The sequence below is a fragment of the Polynucleobacter antarcticus genome, assembly GCF_013307245.1.
Classification (GTDB): domain Bacteria; phylum Pseudomonadota; class Gammaproteobacteria; order Burkholderiales; family Burkholderiaceae; genus Polynucleobacter; species Polynucleobacter antarcticus.
The window spans coordinates 1,306,134-1,325,808 of sequence record NZ_CP028941.1 but is presented as its reverse complement, the minus strand read 5'-3'; the positions used below and the strand labels follow the sequence as shown (position 1 = coordinate 1,325,808).

20 protein-coding genes and 1 other RNA gene are annotated in these 19,675 nt (G+C 44.8%); 16 read left to right on the top strand and 5 right to left on the bottom strand.

Going from position 1 to position 19,675, the window contains the following annotated elements; genetic code table 11:
• Positions 1–88 precede the first annotated feature (88 nt).
• Together DCO16_RS06925 and DCO16_RS06920 are read right to left on the bottom strand one after the other, a co-directional pair.
• The gene (locus DCO16_RS06925) at positions 89–1,051 is read right to left on the bottom strand and encodes a Bug family tripartite tricarboxylate transporter substrate binding protein (RefSeq protein WP_173942971.1); all 963 of its coding nucleotides are present in this window, start codon (positions 1,049–1,051) and stop codon (positions 89–91) included.
• Positions 1,048–2,115 (bottom strand): tartrate dehydrogenase, encoded by a 1,068-nt coding sequence (locus DCO16_RS06920; protein WP_173942970.1) that lies wholly within the window; start codon positions 2,113–2,115, stop codon positions 1,048–1,050. Before DCO16_RS06920 ends, DCO16_RS06925 begins: the two co-directional genes overlap by 4 nt.
• 201 nt (positions 2,116–2,316) lie before the next feature.
• Here DCO16_RS06920 and DCO16_RS06915 point away from each other — a divergent pair, with 201 nt between their 5' ends.
• The 3 genes from DCO16_RS06915 (at position 2,317) to DCO16_RS11335 (ending at position 4,327) form a co-directional block, all read left to right on the top strand.
• Positions 2,317–2,805: a LexA family protein gene (locus tag DCO16_RS06915; protein ID WP_173942969.1), complete on the top strand. Its 489-nt coding sequence runs from the start codon at positions 2,317–2,319 to the stop codon at positions 2,803–2,805.
• Positions 2,802–4,130 carry a Y-family DNA polymerase gene (locus DCO16_RS06910; RefSeq protein ID WP_217426639.1) on the top strand — a complete coding sequence of 443 codons (1,329 nt, stop codon included), beginning with the start codon at positions 2,802–2,804 and terminating at the stop codon, positions 4,128–4,130. The genes DCO16_RS06915 and DCO16_RS06910 overlap by 4 nt, the downstream gene beginning before the upstream one ends.
• A gap of 65 nt (positions 4,131–4,195) precedes the next feature.
• Positions 4,196–4,327 carry a hypothetical protein gene (locus DCO16_RS11335; protein WP_302480359.1) on the top strand — a complete coding sequence of 44 codons (132 nt, stop codon included), beginning with the start codon at positions 4,196–4,198 and terminating at the stop codon, positions 4,325–4,327.
• 89 nt (positions 4,328–4,416) lie between these two features.
• On the opposite strand, the gene DCO16_RS06905 is transcribed toward DCO16_RS11335, so the two are convergent.
• Together DCO16_RS06905 and DCO16_RS06900 are read right to left on the bottom strand one after the other, a co-directional pair.
• On the bottom strand, positions 4,417–5,073 hold the full coding sequence (locus tag DCO16_RS06905; RefSeq protein WP_173942968.1) for a putative quorum-sensing-regulated virulence factor: 657 nt from the start codon (positions 5,071–5,073) through the stop codon (positions 4,417–4,419).
• 63 nt (positions 5,074–5,136) lie between these two features.
• Positions 5,137–5,805, bottom strand: a complete 669-nt coding sequence (locus DCO16_RS06900; RefSeq protein WP_173942967.1) for an alpha/beta hydrolase — start codon at positions 5,803–5,805, stop codon at positions 5,137–5,139.
• A gap of 101 nt (positions 5,806–5,906) precedes the next feature.
• Here DCO16_RS06900 and DCO16_RS06895 point away from each other — a divergent pair, with 101 nt between their 5' ends.
• The 5 genes from DCO16_RS06895 to DCO16_RS06875 all read left to right on the top strand — a co-directional run bounded on the left by DCO16_RS06895 (position 5,907) and on the right by DCO16_RS06875 (position 8,337).
• Complete coding sequence (locus DCO16_RS06895; protein ID WP_173942966.1) at positions 5,907–6,413, top strand: DUF1993 domain-containing protein; 507 nt, start codon at positions 5,907–5,909, stop codon at positions 6,411–6,413.
• 238 nt (positions 6,414–6,651) lie between these two features.
• A complete protein-coding gene (locus tag DCO16_RS06890) occupies positions 6,652–6,939 on the top strand; it encodes a BrnT family toxin (RefSeq protein ID WP_173942965.1) in 288 nt (95 codons plus the stop codon).
• Entirely contained in the window at positions 6,908–7,222 is a 315-nt protein-coding gene (locus DCO16_RS06885; protein WP_173942964.1) for a BrnA antitoxin family protein, read from the top strand. Before DCO16_RS06890 ends, DCO16_RS06885 begins: the two co-directional genes overlap by 32 nt.
• 70 nt (positions 7,223–7,292) lie before the next feature.
• Entirely contained in the window at positions 7,293–7,922 is a 630-nt protein-coding gene (locus DCO16_RS06880) for a nucleotidyltransferase domain-containing protein (RefSeq protein ID WP_173942963.1), read from the top strand.
• Positions 7,891–8,337 carry a DNA-binding protein gene (locus DCO16_RS06875; protein ID WP_217426638.1) on the top strand — a complete coding sequence of 149 codons (447 nt, stop codon included), beginning with the start codon at positions 7,891–7,893 and terminating at the stop codon, positions 8,335–8,337. The genes DCO16_RS06880 and DCO16_RS06875 overlap by 32 nt, the downstream gene beginning before the upstream one ends.
• 10 nt (positions 8,338–8,347) lie before the next feature.
• On the opposite strand, the gene ffs is transcribed toward DCO16_RS06875, so the two are convergent.
• An RNA gene (ffs, locus tag DCO16_RS06870) (signal recognition particle sRNA small type) lies at positions 8,348–8,446 on the bottom strand.
• A 32-nt stretch (positions 8,447–8,478) separates the two neighbouring features.
• On the opposite strand from ffs, the gene dnaX reads away from it, so the two are divergent.
• The 8 genes from dnaX to surE all read left to right on the top strand — a co-directional run bounded on the left by dnaX (position 8,479) and on the right by surE (position 19,673).
• Positions 8,479–10,137 (top strand): DNA polymerase III subunit gamma/tau, encoded by a 1,659-nt coding sequence (dnaX, locus tag DCO16_RS06865; RefSeq protein WP_173942961.1) that lies wholly within the window; start codon positions 8,479–8,481, stop codon positions 10,135–10,137.
• A 68-nt stretch (positions 10,138–10,205) separates the two neighbouring features.
• Positions 10,206–10,529: a YbaB/EbfC family nucleoid-associated protein gene (locus tag DCO16_RS06860; protein WP_173942960.1), complete on the top strand. Its 324-nt coding sequence runs from the start codon at positions 10,206–10,208 to the stop codon at positions 10,527–10,529.
• A 13-nt stretch (positions 10,530–10,542) separates the two neighbouring features.
• Positions 10,543–11,166 carry a recombination mediator RecR gene (gene recR, locus DCO16_RS06855; protein WP_173942959.1) on the top strand — a complete coding sequence of 208 codons (624 nt, stop codon included), beginning with the start codon at positions 10,543–10,545 and terminating at the stop codon, positions 11,164–11,166.
• Between the two features lie 203 nt (positions 11,167–11,369).
• A complete protein-coding gene (locus DCO16_RS06850) occupies positions 11,370–12,794 on the top strand; it encodes a carbohydrate porin (protein WP_173942958.1) in 1,425 nt (474 codons plus the stop codon).
• 176 nt (positions 12,795–12,970) lie between these two features.
• Complete coding sequence (locus DCO16_RS06845; RefSeq protein WP_173942957.1) at positions 12,971–14,491, top strand: TolC family protein; 1,521 nt, start codon at positions 12,971–12,973, stop codon at positions 14,489–14,491.
• Between the two features lie 9 nt (positions 14,492–14,500).
• Complete coding sequence (locus tag DCO16_RS06840) at positions 14,501–15,772, top strand: efflux RND transporter periplasmic adaptor subunit (protein ID WP_173942956.1); 1,272 nt, start codon at positions 14,501–14,503, stop codon at positions 15,770–15,772.
• A complete protein-coding gene (locus DCO16_RS06835) occupies positions 15,773–18,859 on the top strand; it encodes an efflux RND transporter permease subunit (RefSeq protein WP_173942955.1) in 3,087 nt (1,028 codons plus the stop codon).
• Positions 18,860–18,878: 19 nt separating this feature from the next.
• Positions 18,879–19,673, top strand: coding sequence for a 5'/3'-nucleotidase SurE (surE, locus tag DCO16_RS06830; protein ID WP_173942954.1), 795 nt, complete (start codon positions 18,879–18,881; stop codon positions 19,671–19,673).
• Positions 19,674–19,675: the final 2 nt, after the last annotated feature.

Sequence of the window (19,675 nt, the reverse complement as noted above, 5' to 3'; positions counted from 1 at the left end):
TTTAAATCTTTCTTAAACCCGCTAAAGAAATAAGCCCTCAGACTGATGAATGAACTGAGGGCTTATTTTTTATTAGGCACGTACGCTCTTACTTAATCATCCCTGCATTTTTAGCATCTTCCATCGCTTGCGGAATCTTCTCTTTCATGAAAGCGGGCATTTTTGCTAGAGGGACATCAACGATGACAAATCCAGAGTCTTCTAGTTTTTTCTTCGTCTCTGGATCAGCATTGAGTTGTGCAAAGTAGTCTGATAATTTCTGCTGCAATATTAAAGGGGTCGCCTTTGGGACTGCAACGCCGCGATAGGCGCCATCGACCCAATTGAGGCCTAACTCTTTAAAGGTCGGCACATCGGGCAGTGAAGGGTTTCTTTTTTCAGTGGCGATGGCTAAGGTGCGAACCTTGCTTTTTTGCTGAATAGCGAGTGGCAAGTAACCCATAGCACCATCTACATGCATACCAATTAAGGCAGTAATCAAATCACCAGTACCTTTAAAGGGTACGTAATTAATCTTGACGCCAGCTAATTTATTTAAACGCTCTACTGCCATATGGTTTGCTGAATATTGTGCTGATCCAGCAAGATTAATCTTGCCAGGTTCTTTTTTGGCGGCAGCAATAAATTCTTGATAGGTCTTATAGGGACTATCTGCGGAGACCATCAGTGCATCTGGAGTGAAGTGATAGTAGTAGATCGCATTAATATCATCAGTCTTGTACTGAATGCCTTCTTGTAGAGGCTGCAGAATAGTGTGGGGAATATTGACGCCTACTACCGTAGTGCCATCAGCAGGGTAGGTATTGAGAGCACTCCATACTAGTGCGCCACCAGCACCAGCACGGTTCATCACGACCATCGGTTGCTTAAATTTCTTGGCAGAGATATCTGCCTGATAGCGTGCTACTAAATCAGACTCACCAGCAGGCGGGAAAGGGATGATGTATTGAATGGTTTTATCTGGAAATGGCTGAGCACTCACGACTGACGCTAAGCCGAAGGAAAGTGGTAGTGCAAGTAGCGAAATTTTAATTAATGAATACAGCTTCATTTGGAGATCTCCTTAATTACTGCGTTAGTAACGTCACTCATCATGGCTACGCCTCCTAAATCACGGGTATGCAATTGAGGATTGGCAGTCACTGTTTCAATAGCTTTCATGAGCTCGGCTCCCAAGGCTTTTTCACCTAAGAAATCTAGCATCATGACAGCGGACCAAAAAGTTCCAATCGGATTGGCAAGTCCTTTACCCATGATGTCAAAAGCCGAACCATGAATCGGTTCAAACATCGAAGGGTAGCGCCGCTCTGGATCGAGGTTGGCGGTTGGGGCAATGCCCAGGCTACCCGCTAGGGCGGCAGCCAAGTCACTGAGTACATCCGCATGTAAGTTGGTAGCAACGATCGTATCTAGGGACTCAGGGCGATTGACCATGCGTGCAGTGGCCGCATCGACGAGCTCTTTATCCCAAGTGACATCCGGAAAGTCTTCGGCAACGATGTTGGCGATCTCATCCCACATCACCATGCCATGACGTTGAGCATTAGATTTAGTAATTACCGTTAAATGCTTACGAGGACGAGACTGTGCTAGCTCAAAAGCAAAGCGCTGCACGCGCTCTACACCAACGCGCGTCATGATGCTCATGTCAGATGCCACCTCTATAGGATGTCCTTGGTGTGCTCTGCCGCCTACACCAGAGTATTCACCTTCGGAGTTCTCGCGCACGATCACCCAGTCAAGCTGGCTTGGCTTGCAATGACGTAAGGGGGTTTCAATACCAGGCAGGATGCGGGTAGGTCGGACGTTCGCATATTGATCAAATCCTTGGCAGATTTTAAGGCGCAGACCCCACAGCGTAATGTGATCTGGAATATCCGGATCACCTGCTGAGCCAAATAAAATAGCATCTTTAGAGCGCAGGGGCTCTAGACCATCTGCCGGCATCATGACACCGTGCTTACGGTAGTAGTCACCACCCCAGTCGAAGTGCTCGAATGCAAAAGCCACTTCAGGATGTTTCTTGCTTAAAGCATTTAATACTTTTTCACATTCGGGAATCACTTCTTTGCCGATGCCATCACCGGGAATGGAGGCGATTTGGTAAGTCTTCATGGGTCTCCTGCTACTGTTTTTGATGAATGGATCTGAGCCCATTTGTCACAAGGTTTCTCATTCCATTATGCGGGGGCTTGCTAGCCAAAGAACTTGGGGTTTATGTGTAGAAAAAAGGGCTGTAGATGCCAAAACAACAAAAATGGGGTTATTTTTGAGGTTTTTACATATACTGTATAAACATACAGTATATTAACAACTATGACAACTCAGATCAGCCCCTTAAAAGTAACGCTTAGTCAGGCCCCACAAGCCTTAGCAGCGCATTCTCCTTTTGAGTTCACCCTGCTGAGTCACCGTATTTCAGCAGGATTTCCGAGTCCAGCAGCCGATTATGTAGAGCAAGGCCTCGATCTCAACAACTACCTCGTCCAAAACAAGCCTGCCACTTTTATGTTCACTGTTCAAGGTGATTCCATGATGGGCGCAGGTATCTGTGACGGTGACAAGGTAGTGGTAGATAAAGCGCTCAAGCCAAAGCACAAAGACATTGTGGTTGCTGTAGTCGATAGTGAATACACCATTAAGCGCTTATATCAATTACGCGGTCGCATTGAGCTCCAGCCTGAGAACCCTCAATACGAGCCCATCACCTTTCATGAGAATAGCGAGCTCCAGATTTGGGGTGTGGTGGTGGGAGTAGTGCGTAAATACAGTCACGCTAGTAGCAGAAATGGCAAAACAGTATGAGCATCACTATGCCCACTAAGGGAAGTAGTGCGCCAACCCCGCTCTTTGCCCTCGTTGATGTGAATAACTTCTATGTTTCGTGCGAGCGGGTATTTGCACCGAAATTAGAGGGTGTCCCCATGGTGGTGCTATCCAATAACGATGGTTGTGCTGTGGCGCGTAGTGCCGAAGTAAAGTTACTCGGTGTCAAGATGGGTGCACCTTGGTTTCAGATGCAAGACTTGGCCAAGAAGCATGGCATACAAGCGTATTCATCTAATTACACCTTGTATGGCGATATGAGCAATAGGGTAGTAGAGGTATTAAAAACCTTTACCCCGCATTTAGAGACTTACAGTATTGATGAGAGCTTTCTATCTATTGAGTCAATCCTCAAGCAATATGAAAATCCCAGTAGTCTGGGTCAAAAAATGAAGCAGCAAGTCAAAGACACCACAGGTCTGCCTGTATGTGTTGGTATTGCTGCGAGTAAGACCTTGGCAAAGTTAGCCAATCACTTGGCTAAAAAACATCTACAATTTTCTGGGGTATGCGATATCGACTCGATGCCTAAGGAAGCACTGTACCGCTGGATGACTGAAACCGCGGTAGGTGAGGTATGGGGGATTGGCGGACAGCTCACTAAAAAACTGAAGGCACTAAAAATTCATACTGTATTTGATCTGTTGCAGGCATCGCCACAAGCAATGCGTCAACAGTTCGGCGTAGTCATCGAGCGCATTTGTTATGAGTTGCGTGGGGTTTCTTGTTTGCGATTAGAAGAGGTGGTACCCGCTAAGCAGCAAATTGTGTCATCACGTAGTTTTGGTAAGCCCGTCATCAGCATGGAGCAGTTAGCAGAATCTATTGCTACCCATATTGCAAGAGGTGCAGAAAAACTGCGTAGTCAACAATCAGTGGCGGGCGCACTCACTATTTTTGTACAAACAAATCCGCATAAACAGTTTGAGCCACAGCATCATCAAGGCATCACCATTTCCTTGGCAGACCCTAGTGATAACACCCTCACGCTGACCACTGCAGCACTTCAAGGCCTCAAGCAGATTTACAAAGCAGGCTTTAAGTATAGAAAAGCCGGAGTGATGTTTAGTTGCTTGGTAGATAAACCAACGGTACAGCAATCACTATTTGATGACATGGAAGTCAAGGGCAAGTCTGCTGGTCTCATGAAAGCCATGGATTCGATTAACAGTCGTTTTGGTAATGCGGTTATTAGAACGGCAGCATCAGGGTCGCATGGCAATAAGCAAGATTGGCAAATGAGATCGAGTAACCGATCACCGAACTACACCACGCAGTGGGATGAGTTACCGGTAGTGCGCTAAGACAAGATTTTTAATTTATAGCAACAGTATTGAACTTACCACTAAAAATATCAGGAGAAATAAACATGGAACTATTAAACAACTTTAACGGCATTTCATTGGCGATCATTATGGTCTTGTCTTATTGGGCGGTATTAAAAAATACTAAGCGCCAAGAGCAAACAAAGCAGGAAGTATTTAGTCGTAAGTATCGTTAAGTAGTAGGCAGTACTTTTCTTAGCAGCAAGCCAAGAGGGGAATAAGGAAATCACGGATTCCTTATTCCCTAGTCAAGGCTAATCAGACATTAAGCCTCTAAGGCTTTGCGTAAATAAGCAGAAACGTTATCTTGGCGAAGCATCCATTGCTTATAGTCTGATGGTACTTGGCTAATCAGTTCGCCCTTGTGCTTACCAAAAGGCATGGTCGTCGGAATACGGGCTTTCTCAGACATTTGCCATAGGGCATCTAAAGAAGTGGGATTGAGCTTATTAATAATCTGCCCAACAATCTTCGAGCAAATACCTACATCTGCTAATGCACTATGTGCATTCCGTAGCTGCTCTCTAGCGCCTGCTCTTTCAAAATAATAGAGTAGGGCGCTTTGCGTATGACTATCTAAATCGGGCCAAAGACTGCGCGCAAGTGCCAAAGTGCAAATCCGTTTTACTTCTGGGCTACCAATCGCTTCCCAGTCAAAATCAATATTGTGACCAATAATGTATTGAACATCTGCAGGTAATTTAAATGCGCTACTAGGTGGACAACTCACCAACTCCTCATCCATGATGTGATGCGTTGCTAGTGCACCTAAGCTAATCGGCTTACCAGGGTTATAACGCTGCACCCAAGGATTGCCGACCTCTAATGGATTAACAGAAATAACATCTAATGAAGCAGCTTCAATAATGACGGCGTTTGTTTTATCGGTTGCTTCAACATCAAAAATAATGGCTTGGGGCATGGGTATTTTTTCAGTAGGGTGAGAATATATTGATGATGATCTTGGATGGTAATCGTGAGTACCTTACGCAGCTAGAACTTTGCGTAAAAAATGCCCAATATCTTTAATTTCAATGGGGTGAACTGAGTGCTCCATGGCATAACTTTTCCACTGCACCTCATAACCATGCGTAGTAAGAAGATCTCTAGACCGCTCACTGCGCTCCGGAATAATCACGGCATCCCAGTCACCATGCGCCATAAAAATGGGAGTGTCACTATTGGCAGGGCTACGTTCAGCTGCTAAGGATTGCGCTAACGGCAAATAACCCGATAAAGCCATAATGCCGGCTAAGCGGTGGGGAAAGCGTAAGCCAGCATGGAGCACCATCGCGCACCCTTGGGAGAAGCCTGCTAAAACAATCTTGTTGTAGGCAATGCCACGACTTACTTCTTTCTCAATCAGGGCATTAATCGCTATTGCAGAGCGTTCAATACCGGCGCGATCTTCTGGGTCACTATCGCTACGACCGATGATGTCGTACCAAGCAGGCATCACATAGCCATTATTCACTGTCACTGGCATGCTGGGCGCACTAGGAAAGACAAACCGAATTGCTGGACAGCCTGATAAATCCAACTGAGGTACTAAAGAAGCAAAGTCACTGCCATCTGCTCCCAAGCCATGGAGCCAAATAATGGCAGCGCTAGGGTTATCGGAAGTTTGGATTTCAATACAAGGTAACAGTTCCATGGGCTTTTAGCTCAAATTTAATGAAAAACCTATTTTAAGGCGAGTATTCTGTTTATTGTGTTCAACCTGCTGTATTTAACTCATTAGATCGATCCTTCATTATGACTATTTCTATGTACCAAGCCAGCGTACCGCGTCTTGCCAATGCAATGCGTAACTTATCCAACATATTAGATAAGGCTCAGGCTCATGTAGATGCTAAAAAGCTTGATGCCAATGTATTTTTGCAATACCGCTTATTTCCCGACATGCTCAATTTCATAAGACAAGTACAGATTGCGAGCGATACCGCAAAAGGTGTAGTGGCACGTCTAGCAGGAGCAGAGATCCCCGCATATGAAGATACTGAAACTAGCTTTGCTGAGCTGAAAGCACGTATTGCTAAAACCATTGCTTTTATTGAAAGCTTTAAGCCAGAGCAAATTGATGGCACTGAAGATAAAGATATTGTGACTAAGCGGGGCGATAAAGAAACCCATTACAAAGGTATGCAGTTCTTATTGGGACATGCCATTCCAAATGTATATTTTCATTCATCCATTGCATTCTCAATTTTGCGAACCATTGGAGTGGAAATTGGCAAGCGTGATTATTTAGGTAATCCATAAACCTATTTTCGTAATTACTCGTAGTCCAATAGCTTCTGACAAAGCTATTGGATAAGTCACCCTCACGCTAGTCATTCACTGACAGCTAGATCTATCTTCAGCCCTTAACTTCTACTGCTGGCTTCTCTAAGCTGAACTCATCTATTAAGAGGAGATTTCAGCTTGCTCACACTTGACCATCGTAGTAATTCGTATTTTGAGTATTATTTAATTGTAAATACAAATAATTCATTGATCCATGAATAAATTGTTAGTACAATCAAATAAAAACATTGAGTATGACAAGCAAAAGCGCTTTCAGACTCTTTTGGATCGCGGCTTAGATTTTGCCCGTGCAAGTGAGGTTTTTATAGATGCCGCAACTATAGAAGATGAAAGAGGGCCCTATGGCGAGCAACGTTTTATTTCATATGGCTTTCTAGATGATCGTCTTGTAGTACTGGTGTGGACGGTTCGCGGAGCAAAGAGAAGAATTATTTCAATGAGAAAAGCAAATGAACGTGAAATTAAAAAATATATCAAGTGAATGGGTTGATCCAGATGACGCTCCAGAGCTAAGAGATGAGGACCTGGCGCGTGCCGTCTGGACTTTAGGTGGCAAGGTCGTCTCCGAGGAAGAAGGTAGGGCTGCATTTGCGAAGAAACTTCGAGGCAGACCTGCTGGAAGTGTCAGTAAGTCACCTAAAAAACAAATTATTACCATTCGTTTATCTACTGATGTACTAGAGCAATTCAAAGCATCTGGAGCTGGGTGGCAGACCAAGATTGATTTGGCTTTAAAGGATTGGTTATTGAGTCATAGGCCGTAAATCGTAGATATTGTTGCTTTAATAGCAACAATTGTTGTTATTAAAGCAACAATATGGCAATCTTATGCCTATGTCTTCACTTTCAACAATACTTTTTAGTCAATATCGCAGTCGCGTATTGGGGCTACTGCTGTTGCACCCCGAGCAATCTTATTATTTGCGTCAAATTGCGCGCCTAACTGGGTCAGCACCAGGAACATTGCAACGAGAAATGATCAAGCTCGAGCATGCGGAGTTAGTGACTGTAAAAAGGATCGGCAACCAAACGCATTACCAAGCAGATACTTCGTGCCCAATTTTCGATGAGATAAGCAGCATACCTAAAAAAACAAGTGGTCTAGTGGATGTTTTACTTCAGGGCTTGCTGCCTCTAGAAAATCAGATTCAATTTGCATTTGTGTATGGATCTACTGCGGGCGGCACGTCAACTATTAATAGTGATATCGACCTGATGATAATTGGCGATGTTAACTTTGGTGAAATTGTTACAACTCTTCATGAGTATCAAAAAATACTCGGGAGAGAAATTAACCCCAAGGTTTTTACTGTTAAGGATTGGATCAAGCTAGTGCAAGATAATGGAGCCTTCATTCGTGATGTATTAAGCAAACCAAAGCTATACATCATTGGCAATGAGCACGATCTGCTTATCCATGGAGACACACAGCTTGTTAAAAAATCTTATTGGGATAACGCTTGATTCTATAGAGTACGACAATCTCAGTATTGCGCGTTTATTGGAGGCCTCCCAGTCCAGCTTGAAAGATGCGCAATTAAAGGGGCTTAGTAATGAGAGTCGTTTTGATTTAGCTTATAAGTCAATCATTCAGGCATCGAATGCAGCATTGCAAGCGAATGGCTACAGAGTACTGACGAGTAAACCCGGGCACCATCAAACATTGATTCAAACTTTGGCGCTTACGATTGGCACTGATACACGAACCCTAATCACTTTAGACCAGTTGCGCAAACAGCGGAATGCTATTGATTATTTAGGTGACATAGTGAGTGATGCTATGTTGAACGAGCTTATGAGCCAAGCCCAGATGCTATCGATTCAGATAAATGAATGGCTTGTCACAAATGCGACTGGATTCTTGAGGAAGGATAAGTAAAAAAATTAGGGTGGACGAGCCTGACCCCCGGCACTGGCAGAGAATGGGTTTGGCTGCTTCGTTCCCGACCTGACCAGGTTATCCAGCCCACCATGCGAGGAGGCCCGTCCAATTACATTTTAGCTTGTTAGAATGTGAAACATGACAGCATTGGCTTTAGCCCGTTCGTGGCGACCTAAAACATTCTCCCAATTGGTGGGGCAGGACCATGTGGTCAAGGCCCTAACCCACGCCTTAGATCAAGGCCGACTTCACCATGCTTGGCTATTTACGGGTACCCGTGGGGTAGGTAAGACCACGATTGCCCGAATTATGGCAAAAGCCCTGAATTGCACTGGGGAAGATGGGCAAGGCCGCATGACCTCAGAGCCCTGCGGAAAATGCCCCGCTTGCCTAGAAATTGATGCTGGCCGCTTTATTGACTATATCGAAATGGATGCAGCGAGTAATCGGGGTGTCGACGAGATGGCTCAGCTGTTAGAGAAGGCTGCTTACGTACCCAGTAATGCACGTTACAAGGTGTACATGATTGATGAGGTGCATATGCTCACCAATCACGCCTTTAATGCCATGCTCAAAACTCTTGAAGAGCCACCAGAGCATGTCAAGTTTATTTTGGCAACCACCGATCCGCAAAAGATTCCAGTTACGGTGCTCTCCCGCTGTTTGCAGTTCAATCTAAAACAAATGCCAGTTCCGCTGATTGTTGAGCATCTCGAAAAAGTCCTCGCCGCTGAAAAAGTTGAGTACGAAACCAATGCATTACGCGTATTAGCAAAAGCAGCTCAAGGATCCATGCGCGATGCTTTATCCCTCACGGATCAAGCTATTGCCTATGCAGCCGGTAAAGTCTCAGAAGAAGCAGTTCGTGGCATGCTGGGCACCCTAGATGATGCGTATCTCATTCGTATTTTAGATTCTCTGATTACAAAAGATGGCGCCACTTTACTCAATATCTCTAATGAGATGGGTGAACGCAGTATGTCTTTTTCACTTGCACTGGCTGATCTATCAAGCTTGATTCAGAAAATTGCGGCAGCCCAAATTGTTCCCGAATCTGTTTTAGAAGATTGGCCTGAGGCGGCAGAGATTCATCGTTTGGCTAGCGTACTGACAAAAGAAGAAGCGCAGCTCTTTTATCAAATTAGTATTACCAGTCGCCCTGATTTATCGCTGGCACCAGACGAGCAAACAGGTTTTGCGATGACGCTCTTACGCATGCTGGCCTTTCGTCCTGGCAATGAAACACCCAAAGTAGGGGGCGTGAGTAACTCAAGCGGTAATGCTCCTCCAGCAGGATTGGCCCCAAGATCATCCGCTCCGGCTGCACCCACCATAACTGCAGCCCCCGTTGTTGTTACTTCACCAGTATCAGTCAGTTCAGTTTCTGCTAGTGCTGAGCGCCCAGACTGGCATGCTTTAATGCGTCAATTACCTGTTAAGGGTCTGGTTCAGCAGCTGGCTTTCCAGACGGAGCTACAAGATTGGCATGATTCTGCTGCAGGTGTGCGGGCAATAGTAGTAACGCCAATGCCACAATTGGCTTCAGATGCTTCGGTGGGTCGTCTTGAAGATGCGTTAAAGGCGCACTTTGGTAAACCCGTCAAGGTGACGATTGCAAAAAGTGAAAAAACTGAAAAAGGTGAAATTGAAGTAAAGACAGTAGCTAAAGTTGACGCTCAAATACATCAAGAGAAAAGACAAAATGCCGAGCAAATGATTGCACAAGATCCATTTATCCAGCAACTAGAAAAAGAGTTTGGAGCCAAAGTAGTGGGTGGCTCTGTAAAGCCTCTGTAAGTATTTCAATTAAGAACGAGATATTACGATATACAAAATCGATACATTAGTAAAAAAAGGAAAAAGTGATGATGAAAGGCGGCCTTGCGGGTTTGATGAAACAAGCTCAGCAGATGCAAGAAAAGATGAAAGTAGCGCAAGAGCAATTGGCTGCGCTAGAAGTAACTGGCCAAGCAGCGGGTGGCTTAGTTAAAGTGACGATTTCTGGTAAGCATGAGATGAAGCGGATACAGATTGATCCAGGTGCTATGGATGATCGTGAGATGCTTGAGGATTTACTGGTGACCGCCTATACAGAAGCATTCAAGCAAGTCGAGGCTGCTAATAATCAAGTCATGTCTGGAGCGACTGCAGGGATGCCAATGCCTCCTGGATTTAAGTTACCGTTTTGATGGCGGCTAATTAATGGCACGTCATGAAGCGCCTCAAGATGCACTCGGTCGCCTGATTGAGGCATTAAGAGTCTTGCCTGGAGTAGGGCCGAAGTCAGCACAACGCATGGCCTTTTATTTATTACAGCATGACCGTAATGGAGCTGCAGTACTGGCGCAATCCTTAGGTGAGGCTGTAGAGACTGTTGGCCACTGCGCCCGTTGTAATACGTTTTCAGAAACTCAAATCTGCGTGACTTGTAGCGATGATCGCCGTGATCCATCTTTGCTGTGCATCGTGGAGACCCCGGCAGATCAAGTGATGGTTGAGCAGACCTTGAGCTTTAAAGGTAATTACTTTGTATTAATGGGCCGTATTTCACCGCTAGATGGTATGGGCCCCAATGAAATTCATTTTGATCGACTGCTTAATCGTATTGAAGCACCAGATACTGGCGTCACCGTCAGAGAGGTCGTTTTAGCTACTAATTTCACCAGTGAAGGTGAAGCTACAGCTCACTACATCGGCGAGGTACTAAAATCAAAAGGTATTAAAGTCACCCGAATTGCTCGAGGCATTCCTGTTGGCGGTGAGCTGGAATATGTAGATGCCGGCACTTTAGCTAGGGCGTTGATGGATCGTCGCGCAGTAGGCTAGGCACTCTCAAGCTCAGCCAGAGGTGTATTCGTCACCATACTGACATCATTATTAGGTAAATTAATTCTTTTTAGAGATAATTTGGGGTATATCCGTGTTGAGTTTGAAACTCACATCTGAGCCTTTATTCATCTTTTGATTGTTGACTTCAGTAGACCGTTCCTCATTTAGAGCTGGCACTACTACCCATCGTGAAATTGTGTATGACCCGCAAGTTTTATTTCCTCTTCTTAGCTGTATTGAGTGGCATGTTCGGTGTGATGCTAAGCACATCTGTTTCCGCTCAAAAAGCAGGATCTGGGTCAGATCAAATTGCCACTTTTGCTTCTCCTATTGACGGTATCAATACTGAAGGTGAATTTTTAGGCTTGCCCGTCAATCTGCATGGGCAAACTACGTATATTAATCAGCGCTACAACAATTTCACTTCCTCATACTCAGGCATCAGAAGCTTATCAAGTGATAAGTCTATGAGCTACACCTGGTCTGGTACTTTATTCTTTGGCGCACGTATTGCACCAAATACAGATGTGTATTTCAATCCAGAGGTGATCTCTGGCGTTGCATTTTCAGGTTTATCAGGTTTGGGCGGCTTTACAAATGGCGAGGGGAGTAAAGCAACGAGCTCTCAAGCCAAGTTTTATTCTGCCCGTGCTTTTATGCGCCACACTATCAATCAAGCCGGTGATAAGGTCGTACTAGAAAATGAAGCCAATCAAATTACCCAAACAGTCAGCAGCAATCGTGTGGTGATTACTGCGGGGCAGTTCTCTACGCTGGATATCTTTGATGACAGTCGATACGCGAAAGATCCACGCATACAGTTTATGAACTGGGGCAATATGACTTATCTAGCGTATGACTATGCAGCGGATGCGCGTGGTTACAGTACAGGCTTAGCAGGAGAGTGGTACTTAGATCATTGGGTATTACGCGCTTCCCGTATGCTTGCCCCCAAATCTCCTAATGGCCGTGATCTCAATTGGCAAATCTTCAATAGCTATGGCGATCAGGTCGAGGTAGAGCGCCAACATCATATTGCTCAGCTTCCAGGTAAGGTCAGTATCTTGGCTTATCGTAATCAGATGACCCTCGCACGCTTTACGGATGCAACAAATTATGTCATTCAAAATAATGCCCAAGGGACCCAGGCCATTAATTATGTGCGCAATAATGCACAAATTAAAACGGGGGTAGGTATTCACGGGGAACAGGCTTTGACGAAAGATCTTGGAATTTATGCACGGGCATTTACCTCTGACGGAAAAACAGAAACCATGTCTTTTACGGAAGCAGATAACTCCTTATCGGTTGGTATAGGTATGAATGGCACTGGCTGGCAACGCCCTAAAGATAGTGTAGGTATCGCCATGATGCAAAATGGCTTATCCAGTTATCGTCGCACTTATCTCCAGGCTGGCGGTGTTTCTTATTTCATTGGTGATTACAACAGTCCAACGCAGACCATTTCTTATAGTCCAGAGCGGATTGGGGAGATCTATTACAACGCTACGGTCATTAAAAATGTACTAGCGGGGTTGAACTTTCAGCATGTGATTAATCCAGCCTATAACGCTGCTAGAGGCCCCATTAACATCCTATCTCTAAGAGTGCATGCTGAATTCTAAATATTTCGATGGTATCAGAATCGATTATTGTCTTTGTAATCAATAAGTTAAGAAAAGCCTTGCAATAGACTTTTACGAGTTCTCCCCTATAATCTGACTCATAAAGTGAATATGCAGTTTTTTCTGCATGAAGCACAATAAAAATAGCGGTTTTAGAGGTTATAGAGGTAGTCAATTTGAGTTGCAGCCACAGCAAAACGTCGTGCCTTGTTCAAGCTAAAGCGTATTCGTTTCCACGGATCGCTGATCTACCTTTATTTGTCACAGCTTTATTTTTCTCTTCCACTATTTTCGCCCAAGCTATTCCATCTACGGTCACTGTGCAGACAGGTGATCCTAAGATCGTTTTATCGGCACCTCCTACTGTAAGTCCAGCCAACTCAGGAAATGCAGCATCACTCTTTACGCCCATCACTTCTAGCAATACGCCGCAGATCTATACCAAGGGGATGCCATCAGGTGCCACTGACATGGATTTACGACAGTTATGGATGGAGCTCAAGCTCAATAACCCACAACTATCATCTTTACGTGAATCCTATTTATCTGCCAAGGCAACCGTACCGCAGATTAATGCACCAGCCAATCCGCAAGTCGGTCTGGTCTGGTCTGGTATGCCAGCAAACTCGCCATTTGCATTAGGCGCTGCCAATACGCCTACAGCAGCCAATCCAGGAGGCATTAGTAGCAATAACGCCATCTCAGTGGCGCAGCCTTTTCAGTTTCCAGGCAAGCGCAGTTTAGCGTCAGAGATTGCTAATACCAATGCCGAAGCACTCCTAGCCCAAAGTGAATCTATCTACTTGCAATTGGGCGCTCAATTATCAACTTTATATTACGGAGCATTAGCAGCTCAAAAGCAACTGCAGGTTCTTAAAGAGTCTGTCGTGCGTCTAGAGATGATTAAAAATGTCGCCAAAGCACGCTACTCTAATAATGCCGCCGCCTATATTGAGTATCTCAATGCCCAGGTATCTCAAAGTGCTGCGCAAGCGGATCAATTCAATGTGGAACGTCAGCTACAGGTTGCACTCAAGAGTATTAATACTTTGGTAGGCCGCCATTCTCGTGAACAGCTTGTATTACGCGGTGACGTGCGTCGAGCTATTAACAGTGTTCCGACCTTAATTGAGCTAGAGGATTATGCGGAAACAAGTCACCCATCACTCAAGAGTTCTGCCTTGCAATTAGAGTCGGCTCGCAAAGGCGTTACTCTGGCAAAGAAGGCCTACTTACCAGATTTTCAGGTAATTGGATCATCTTATACACCGCGAGGCCCTTTTTCAGCGAACAATGGGGCGATGTTTTATCAGTTTGAGCTTGATCTCGTTATTCCCTTATATTTTTTTACAAAAGAGCGTTATGGCGTAGAGCAAGCCCAGCGAACACAAGCAGCGGCTGAAGCAGGTAACATTTCTAATCGGCAGCAAATTAGCTTAGCAGTTAACAGTGCTTACGCTAATTACGAGCAAGTTAAGAATCAAACTCAATTTTTAAAAGAGCGCCAAGTACCCCAAGCCGATGCTGCCTATAAAGTAGGCTTAACGCAATATTCAAATAATGGCCAAGGGTTTAATGATTTACTCACAGCACAAACGCAATTGCGGGTGCTTGAGGTTCAATTGGCATTAGCAGAAAGTAATCTCCTGCAAGCGCAAGCGGTACTGCTTGTGACATCGGGCAAAGAACCTTTTTAAGGAACTGTATTGAAAGACAAAATACTCTCATATCTAAAGCAGTTAGCTGATAAAGCAAAGCACATCCTTGATAAGGTGATGCATTTTGGTGGACATCGTTTGCAATTGGGTTTTGCTAGTGCTTCTGGCTTGTATTGGAATTTAAGCCCCCAAAACCGGAACCGAGTGCGCTTAGCTGCTTTTGCATTTGCCATACTCTCATTAGGCATCGTAGTCGGCCGTATAACTAACGTCAATCGCAACGTCAAAATAGAAGCTTCTGATAAAGCCCTTAAGGTAGAAAAGAGCGGTATCTTGGAGTTGAAGTTGGCTGGTGTAAAACTCAATCCGGATATTTATATATTTCAGACTGCTGAAAAGGGAGTGGTGCCCGTTGATCTTAAAGTGCCTGGGCGCTTGGCATTTAATGCTGAAAAATCCAAGATCCTATCAGCGCGTGCACCAGGCAGAGTCGAGCGTATCTTTGCTTTTGATGGCGCTGAAATTAATATTGGCTCACCTATTGTGGAGTTGTATAGCCCTGAATTTATTTCAGCACAGCAAGAATATTTACTCTCTTCTAAGACTGCTAAGGTATTAGAGTCAAGTAAGACGATGAGTGATTTACTGGGCGATGCCCGTATTACTCAGCAAGCGGCCGCGAATCGTATGCGAAATTTAGGTGCTAATGATGGCGATATTAAGGCGATAGAAACCACCGGAGTTACCCAAGGTAACTTAGTAATGCGCTCTCCATTAAAAGGAGTCGTTGTTAAGCGCCATGTCGAACCAGGTTCTGCCGTGAGCTCTGGCGATGTGATTGCTACCTTAGCTGATCCAAAACAATTATGGTTCTTAGGTAATGTGTTTGAGCAGGATCTACGCTTAATTAAGCCGGGACTCAGAATGGTCATTCGGGTCGAAGCCTATCCTGATAAAGAATTTATTGCTTATGCGAACTACATCGCTCCCACTATCGATCCACAAACCCGCGCCTTGTTGGTGCGTGCTGAAATAGAGAACGCTAATAATTTATTGCGTCCTGATATGTTTGCCTCAGCGCGACTTACCACTGGTACGACTGATGCAATTGTTGTTCCACAAACTGCGGTTATACGTATTCGAGAAATGCGCTACGTGATTATTAAAGTGGGTGATGAGATTTATCGCCGCTTACCGGTTAAAGGTTATGATCTTAATAGTAAGACCTTTGCGATTACCCAAGGCGTAGAGCCAGGATCAAGCATCTTGGCTCAAGGCGCTGTGTTGCTAAATGATCGTTTTGCTAAGCAGGAAGATTAAGTGAGTGTACTGACTTCGTTCATTCGGGGAGTGGTAGAGAAGCGCGTCATCGTGATCGTTGCCTCTATCGGTCTTTTGGGCTTAGGCATGTTCAGTTTGAGCCAGCTGCCAATTCAGCCATACCCTGGGGTAGCACCCTTAACGATTCAGGCGATTTCACAATGGCCGGGCAGAAGTACTACGGAAGTAGAGCAGCAGGTCACCATTCCAGTAGAAAATGCCTTGGCGGGTATTCCTGGTTTACAAGCTTTTCGCTCAGTGTCCTTATTTGGTTTGTCGGTTGTTACCTTAAAGTTTAATGACACCACTGATGCATTTCAGGCGCGTCAACGTTTCGTAGCTAATTTAAGTAATGTTACTTTTCCACTCGGTGTCACATCGAGTATTAGTCCGGACTCAGATGCCACTGGTGAGATCATGCGTTATGAGGTGCGATCAGATCACGCCTCATCCACGCAATTAAAAACACTGCAGAACTACGAGATCTATAAAGAGCTTAAGCAAACTCCAGGAGTTGCAGACGTATCTTCTTTTGGCGGCAAGGTGCGCCAATACCAAGTGATTGTTAGTCCAGAAGGGCTGCAAGCCAAGGGTGTCACAGTCAATGATTTAATTCTCGCTCTGACTAATGCCAATAGCAATATTGGCGGCGGATTACTACCTACTGGCGAACAACAATTTGTTGTGCGCGGTGTCGGCCTATTAAGAAATATTGATGATATCAAGCGAGTCGTGATTTCAAATGCCAATGGCGTACCTATTCGGATTGGTGATGTCGCTCTTGTGGAAATTGGCAATGCACCACGCTTAGGAATGTTCCAATTTAATAATAATCCTGATGCTGTGGAAGGTATTATTTATTTACGTCGCGGTGAAAATGCCAGCGAAGTGTTGGCGCGTGTACGCCACACGGTGGAAAATATTAACAGGCAAATATTGCCACCAGGTATTGAGGTTGTACCATTTTATGATCGCCAAGTGTTGTTGGATATTACGATTGGCACAGTGAAGCACACCCTGTTCTTCGGTATTTCTTTGGTGATGGCAGTGCTGTTCTTCTTCTTGGGAAATTTACGTGCCGCTGCAGTAGTAGCCGCCGTTATACCTTTGGCACTATGTGTTTCATTTATTCAAATGCATTTATGGAGCGTGCCAGCTAACCTGATTTCTTTGGGCGCTATTGATTTTGGGGTGATTGTTGACTCCGCAGTCATTTTGACGGAAAACGTTATGCGCCATTTGGAAGAGGGTGGCAAACGTCTTAAGCAAAGTATTGTTTTGGCTACCAGTGAAGTCCAGCGTGCAATGATCTACTCTACTGGCATCATTATTGTTGCTTACTCTCCTTTGTTCTTTATGGGTGGAGTAGAGGGCATCATCTTTAAACCAATGGCCTTCACCATGGGCTTTGCTTTAATTGCAGCGATGGTTTTAAGCCTCACGTTCTTGCCAGCGATGATTTCTTTAGTGTTTGGTGAAAACCTGCAACATAAACCGCCTGGGTTTATGACTAAACTCTTAAAGGCCTACAAGCCCTTGCTCAGAAAGTGGATGGATCGCCCCTTAACTGTGGTCTCCGTTTCAGTATTTGTCTTGGGCTTAACTTTATTGAGCGTTATGCGTCTCGGAACCGCTTTCTTACCAACCTTAGAAGAAAATAATATTTGGCTGCGTGTGACACTGCCTAATACAGTTGATTTAGATTACTCCGTCAAAATTGCAAATCAACTGCGCGAAACTTTTATCAAGCAACCAGAAATTGATAAGGTTGCTGGTCAAATCGGTCGTCCCGATGATGGAACGGATTCAACTGGTGTGTTTAACCAAGAATTTGGCCTCTATCTTAAGAGTCCTGACAAGATGCCTAAGGGATCAAGTAAAAAACTGTTGATTGCTAACTTGGAGAAAGAGCTCAATCAGATTCCGGGAATTACCTATAGCTTTTCACAATACATTCAAGATAACGTGAATGAAGCTTTGTCCGGTGTTAAAGGGGAGAACTCGGTCAAAATTTACGGCACAGATTTGGAGGTATTAGATCAAAAGGCGCATGAAGTGCTGAACCAGCTTAAAAAGGTGCGTGGGGTTACTGACGAAGGGATTTTGAAGGAGCTTGGTCAGCCCACGCTCAACATTCAGATTGATCGTGATCGTGCTGCTCGCTATGGCGTTAACGTAAATGATATTCAGACGGTAGTTGCGAATGCAATTGGTGGTGCTGCAGTGACTAATCTTTTAGAGGATGAAAAGACCTTTGGTGTTGCAATTCGACTAAATGAAAATAGCCGAAATGATGTCTCAGATATTGGTCATCTATTAGTAGACACCCCAAATGGATCAGGAATCCCTCTATCTATGGTAGCGACTGTGCAGCTATCTGACGGGCCATTCTTTATTTATCGTGAAGCCGGTAAACGATACATTGCTATTAAGTTCAGTGTCCGCAATAGAGACTTAGGTAGTGCCGTAGAGGATGCGCAATTTTTAGTTGAACAAAACATTACTTTGCCGCCAAACTATTCGATTAGTTGGGATGGTCAGTTTAATCAGATGAAACAAGCGCAGCATAAGCTCATGGTGATTGTGCCGCTCGCTTTATTGGGAATTTTCTTACTATTGGTAAGTGCCTTTGGTAACTTCCGTGATGCAGTGATTGTGATGATCAATGTCCCATTTGCCGCAATTGGTGGCGTGCTCGCGCTCCATCTTGCTGGCGAAACCTTAAGCATCTCGGCTTTCTTTGGCTTCCTTTCTCTTTTTGGCATTGCGATTCAGGATGGTGTGATTTTGATCTCCTTTATTAACAAGACTGCTGCTACAGACCATGCAGAAATGAAGGATGTCATGGTGGAGGGTGCTTCACTTCGGGTTCGCCCGGTCTTGATGACAGCCATGCTTTCTGGCTTTGGACTGCTTCCGGCTGCCTTATCCCATTCAATTGGCTCTGAGGCGCAGCGCCCTTTAGCCCTAGTCATCGTAGGTGGGATGGTGACTACTACTATTTTGACTCTGCTGGTATTACCAGTAATATATGGATGGTTTAGGGGCCGCACTCTAAATCAGGTAGTAAAAGCCCAAGCGAATTGATAACCATATTGAATTAAAAATGAGTGAACATACCAAGCAGCCCCATATCCTGATTTCAAATGATGATGGATACCTTGCACCGGGCCTCTTGGCTTTAGTAAATGCCATCAGGCCGTTGGGCAAGATCACGGTCATTGCACCTGAGCAAAATCATAGCGGCGCATCTAATTCTTTAACACTGTCTCGACCATTGTCGATTCATCGCGTTGCTGGTGGTGAGCGAGATGGTTTCCTATTTATCAATGGCACGCCAACGGATTGTGTACATATTGCGATGACAGGCTTCTTAGATGAGAAGCCTGATCTGGTAGTATCTGGCATTAACCAGGGTGAGAATATGGGTGAAGACACTTTGTACTCAGGTACTGTTGCTGCTGCGATTGAAGGGGTGATGTTTGGAGTCCCAGGAATTGCTTTTTCGCAAATTGATAAGGGCTGGAATCAGATTGAAGATGCTGCTAAGGCTGCTCACGATATCGTTGTGCAATTACTAGCATCAAAGCCATCTCATACTGAAGGCGCTGCTACTTTACTGAATGTCAATATTCCCAACCGCTCCTATGCCGATTTATCTCGCTGGCGCGTAACGCGTCTCGGTAATCGCCATCACTCTCAACCTGTAGTTGAGCAAAAGAGTCCTCGTGGTGATCCGATCTATTGGATTGGTGCCGCAGGCTTCGCAAAAGACAGTACGGCAGGAACAGACTTCCATGCGATTGATCAGGGCTGTATTTCCATTACGCCGATGCAATTAGATTTAACACACCATGCTCGTTTAGCAGCCATGAGTGCAAATGGCTGGGATCGCGGTTGAAG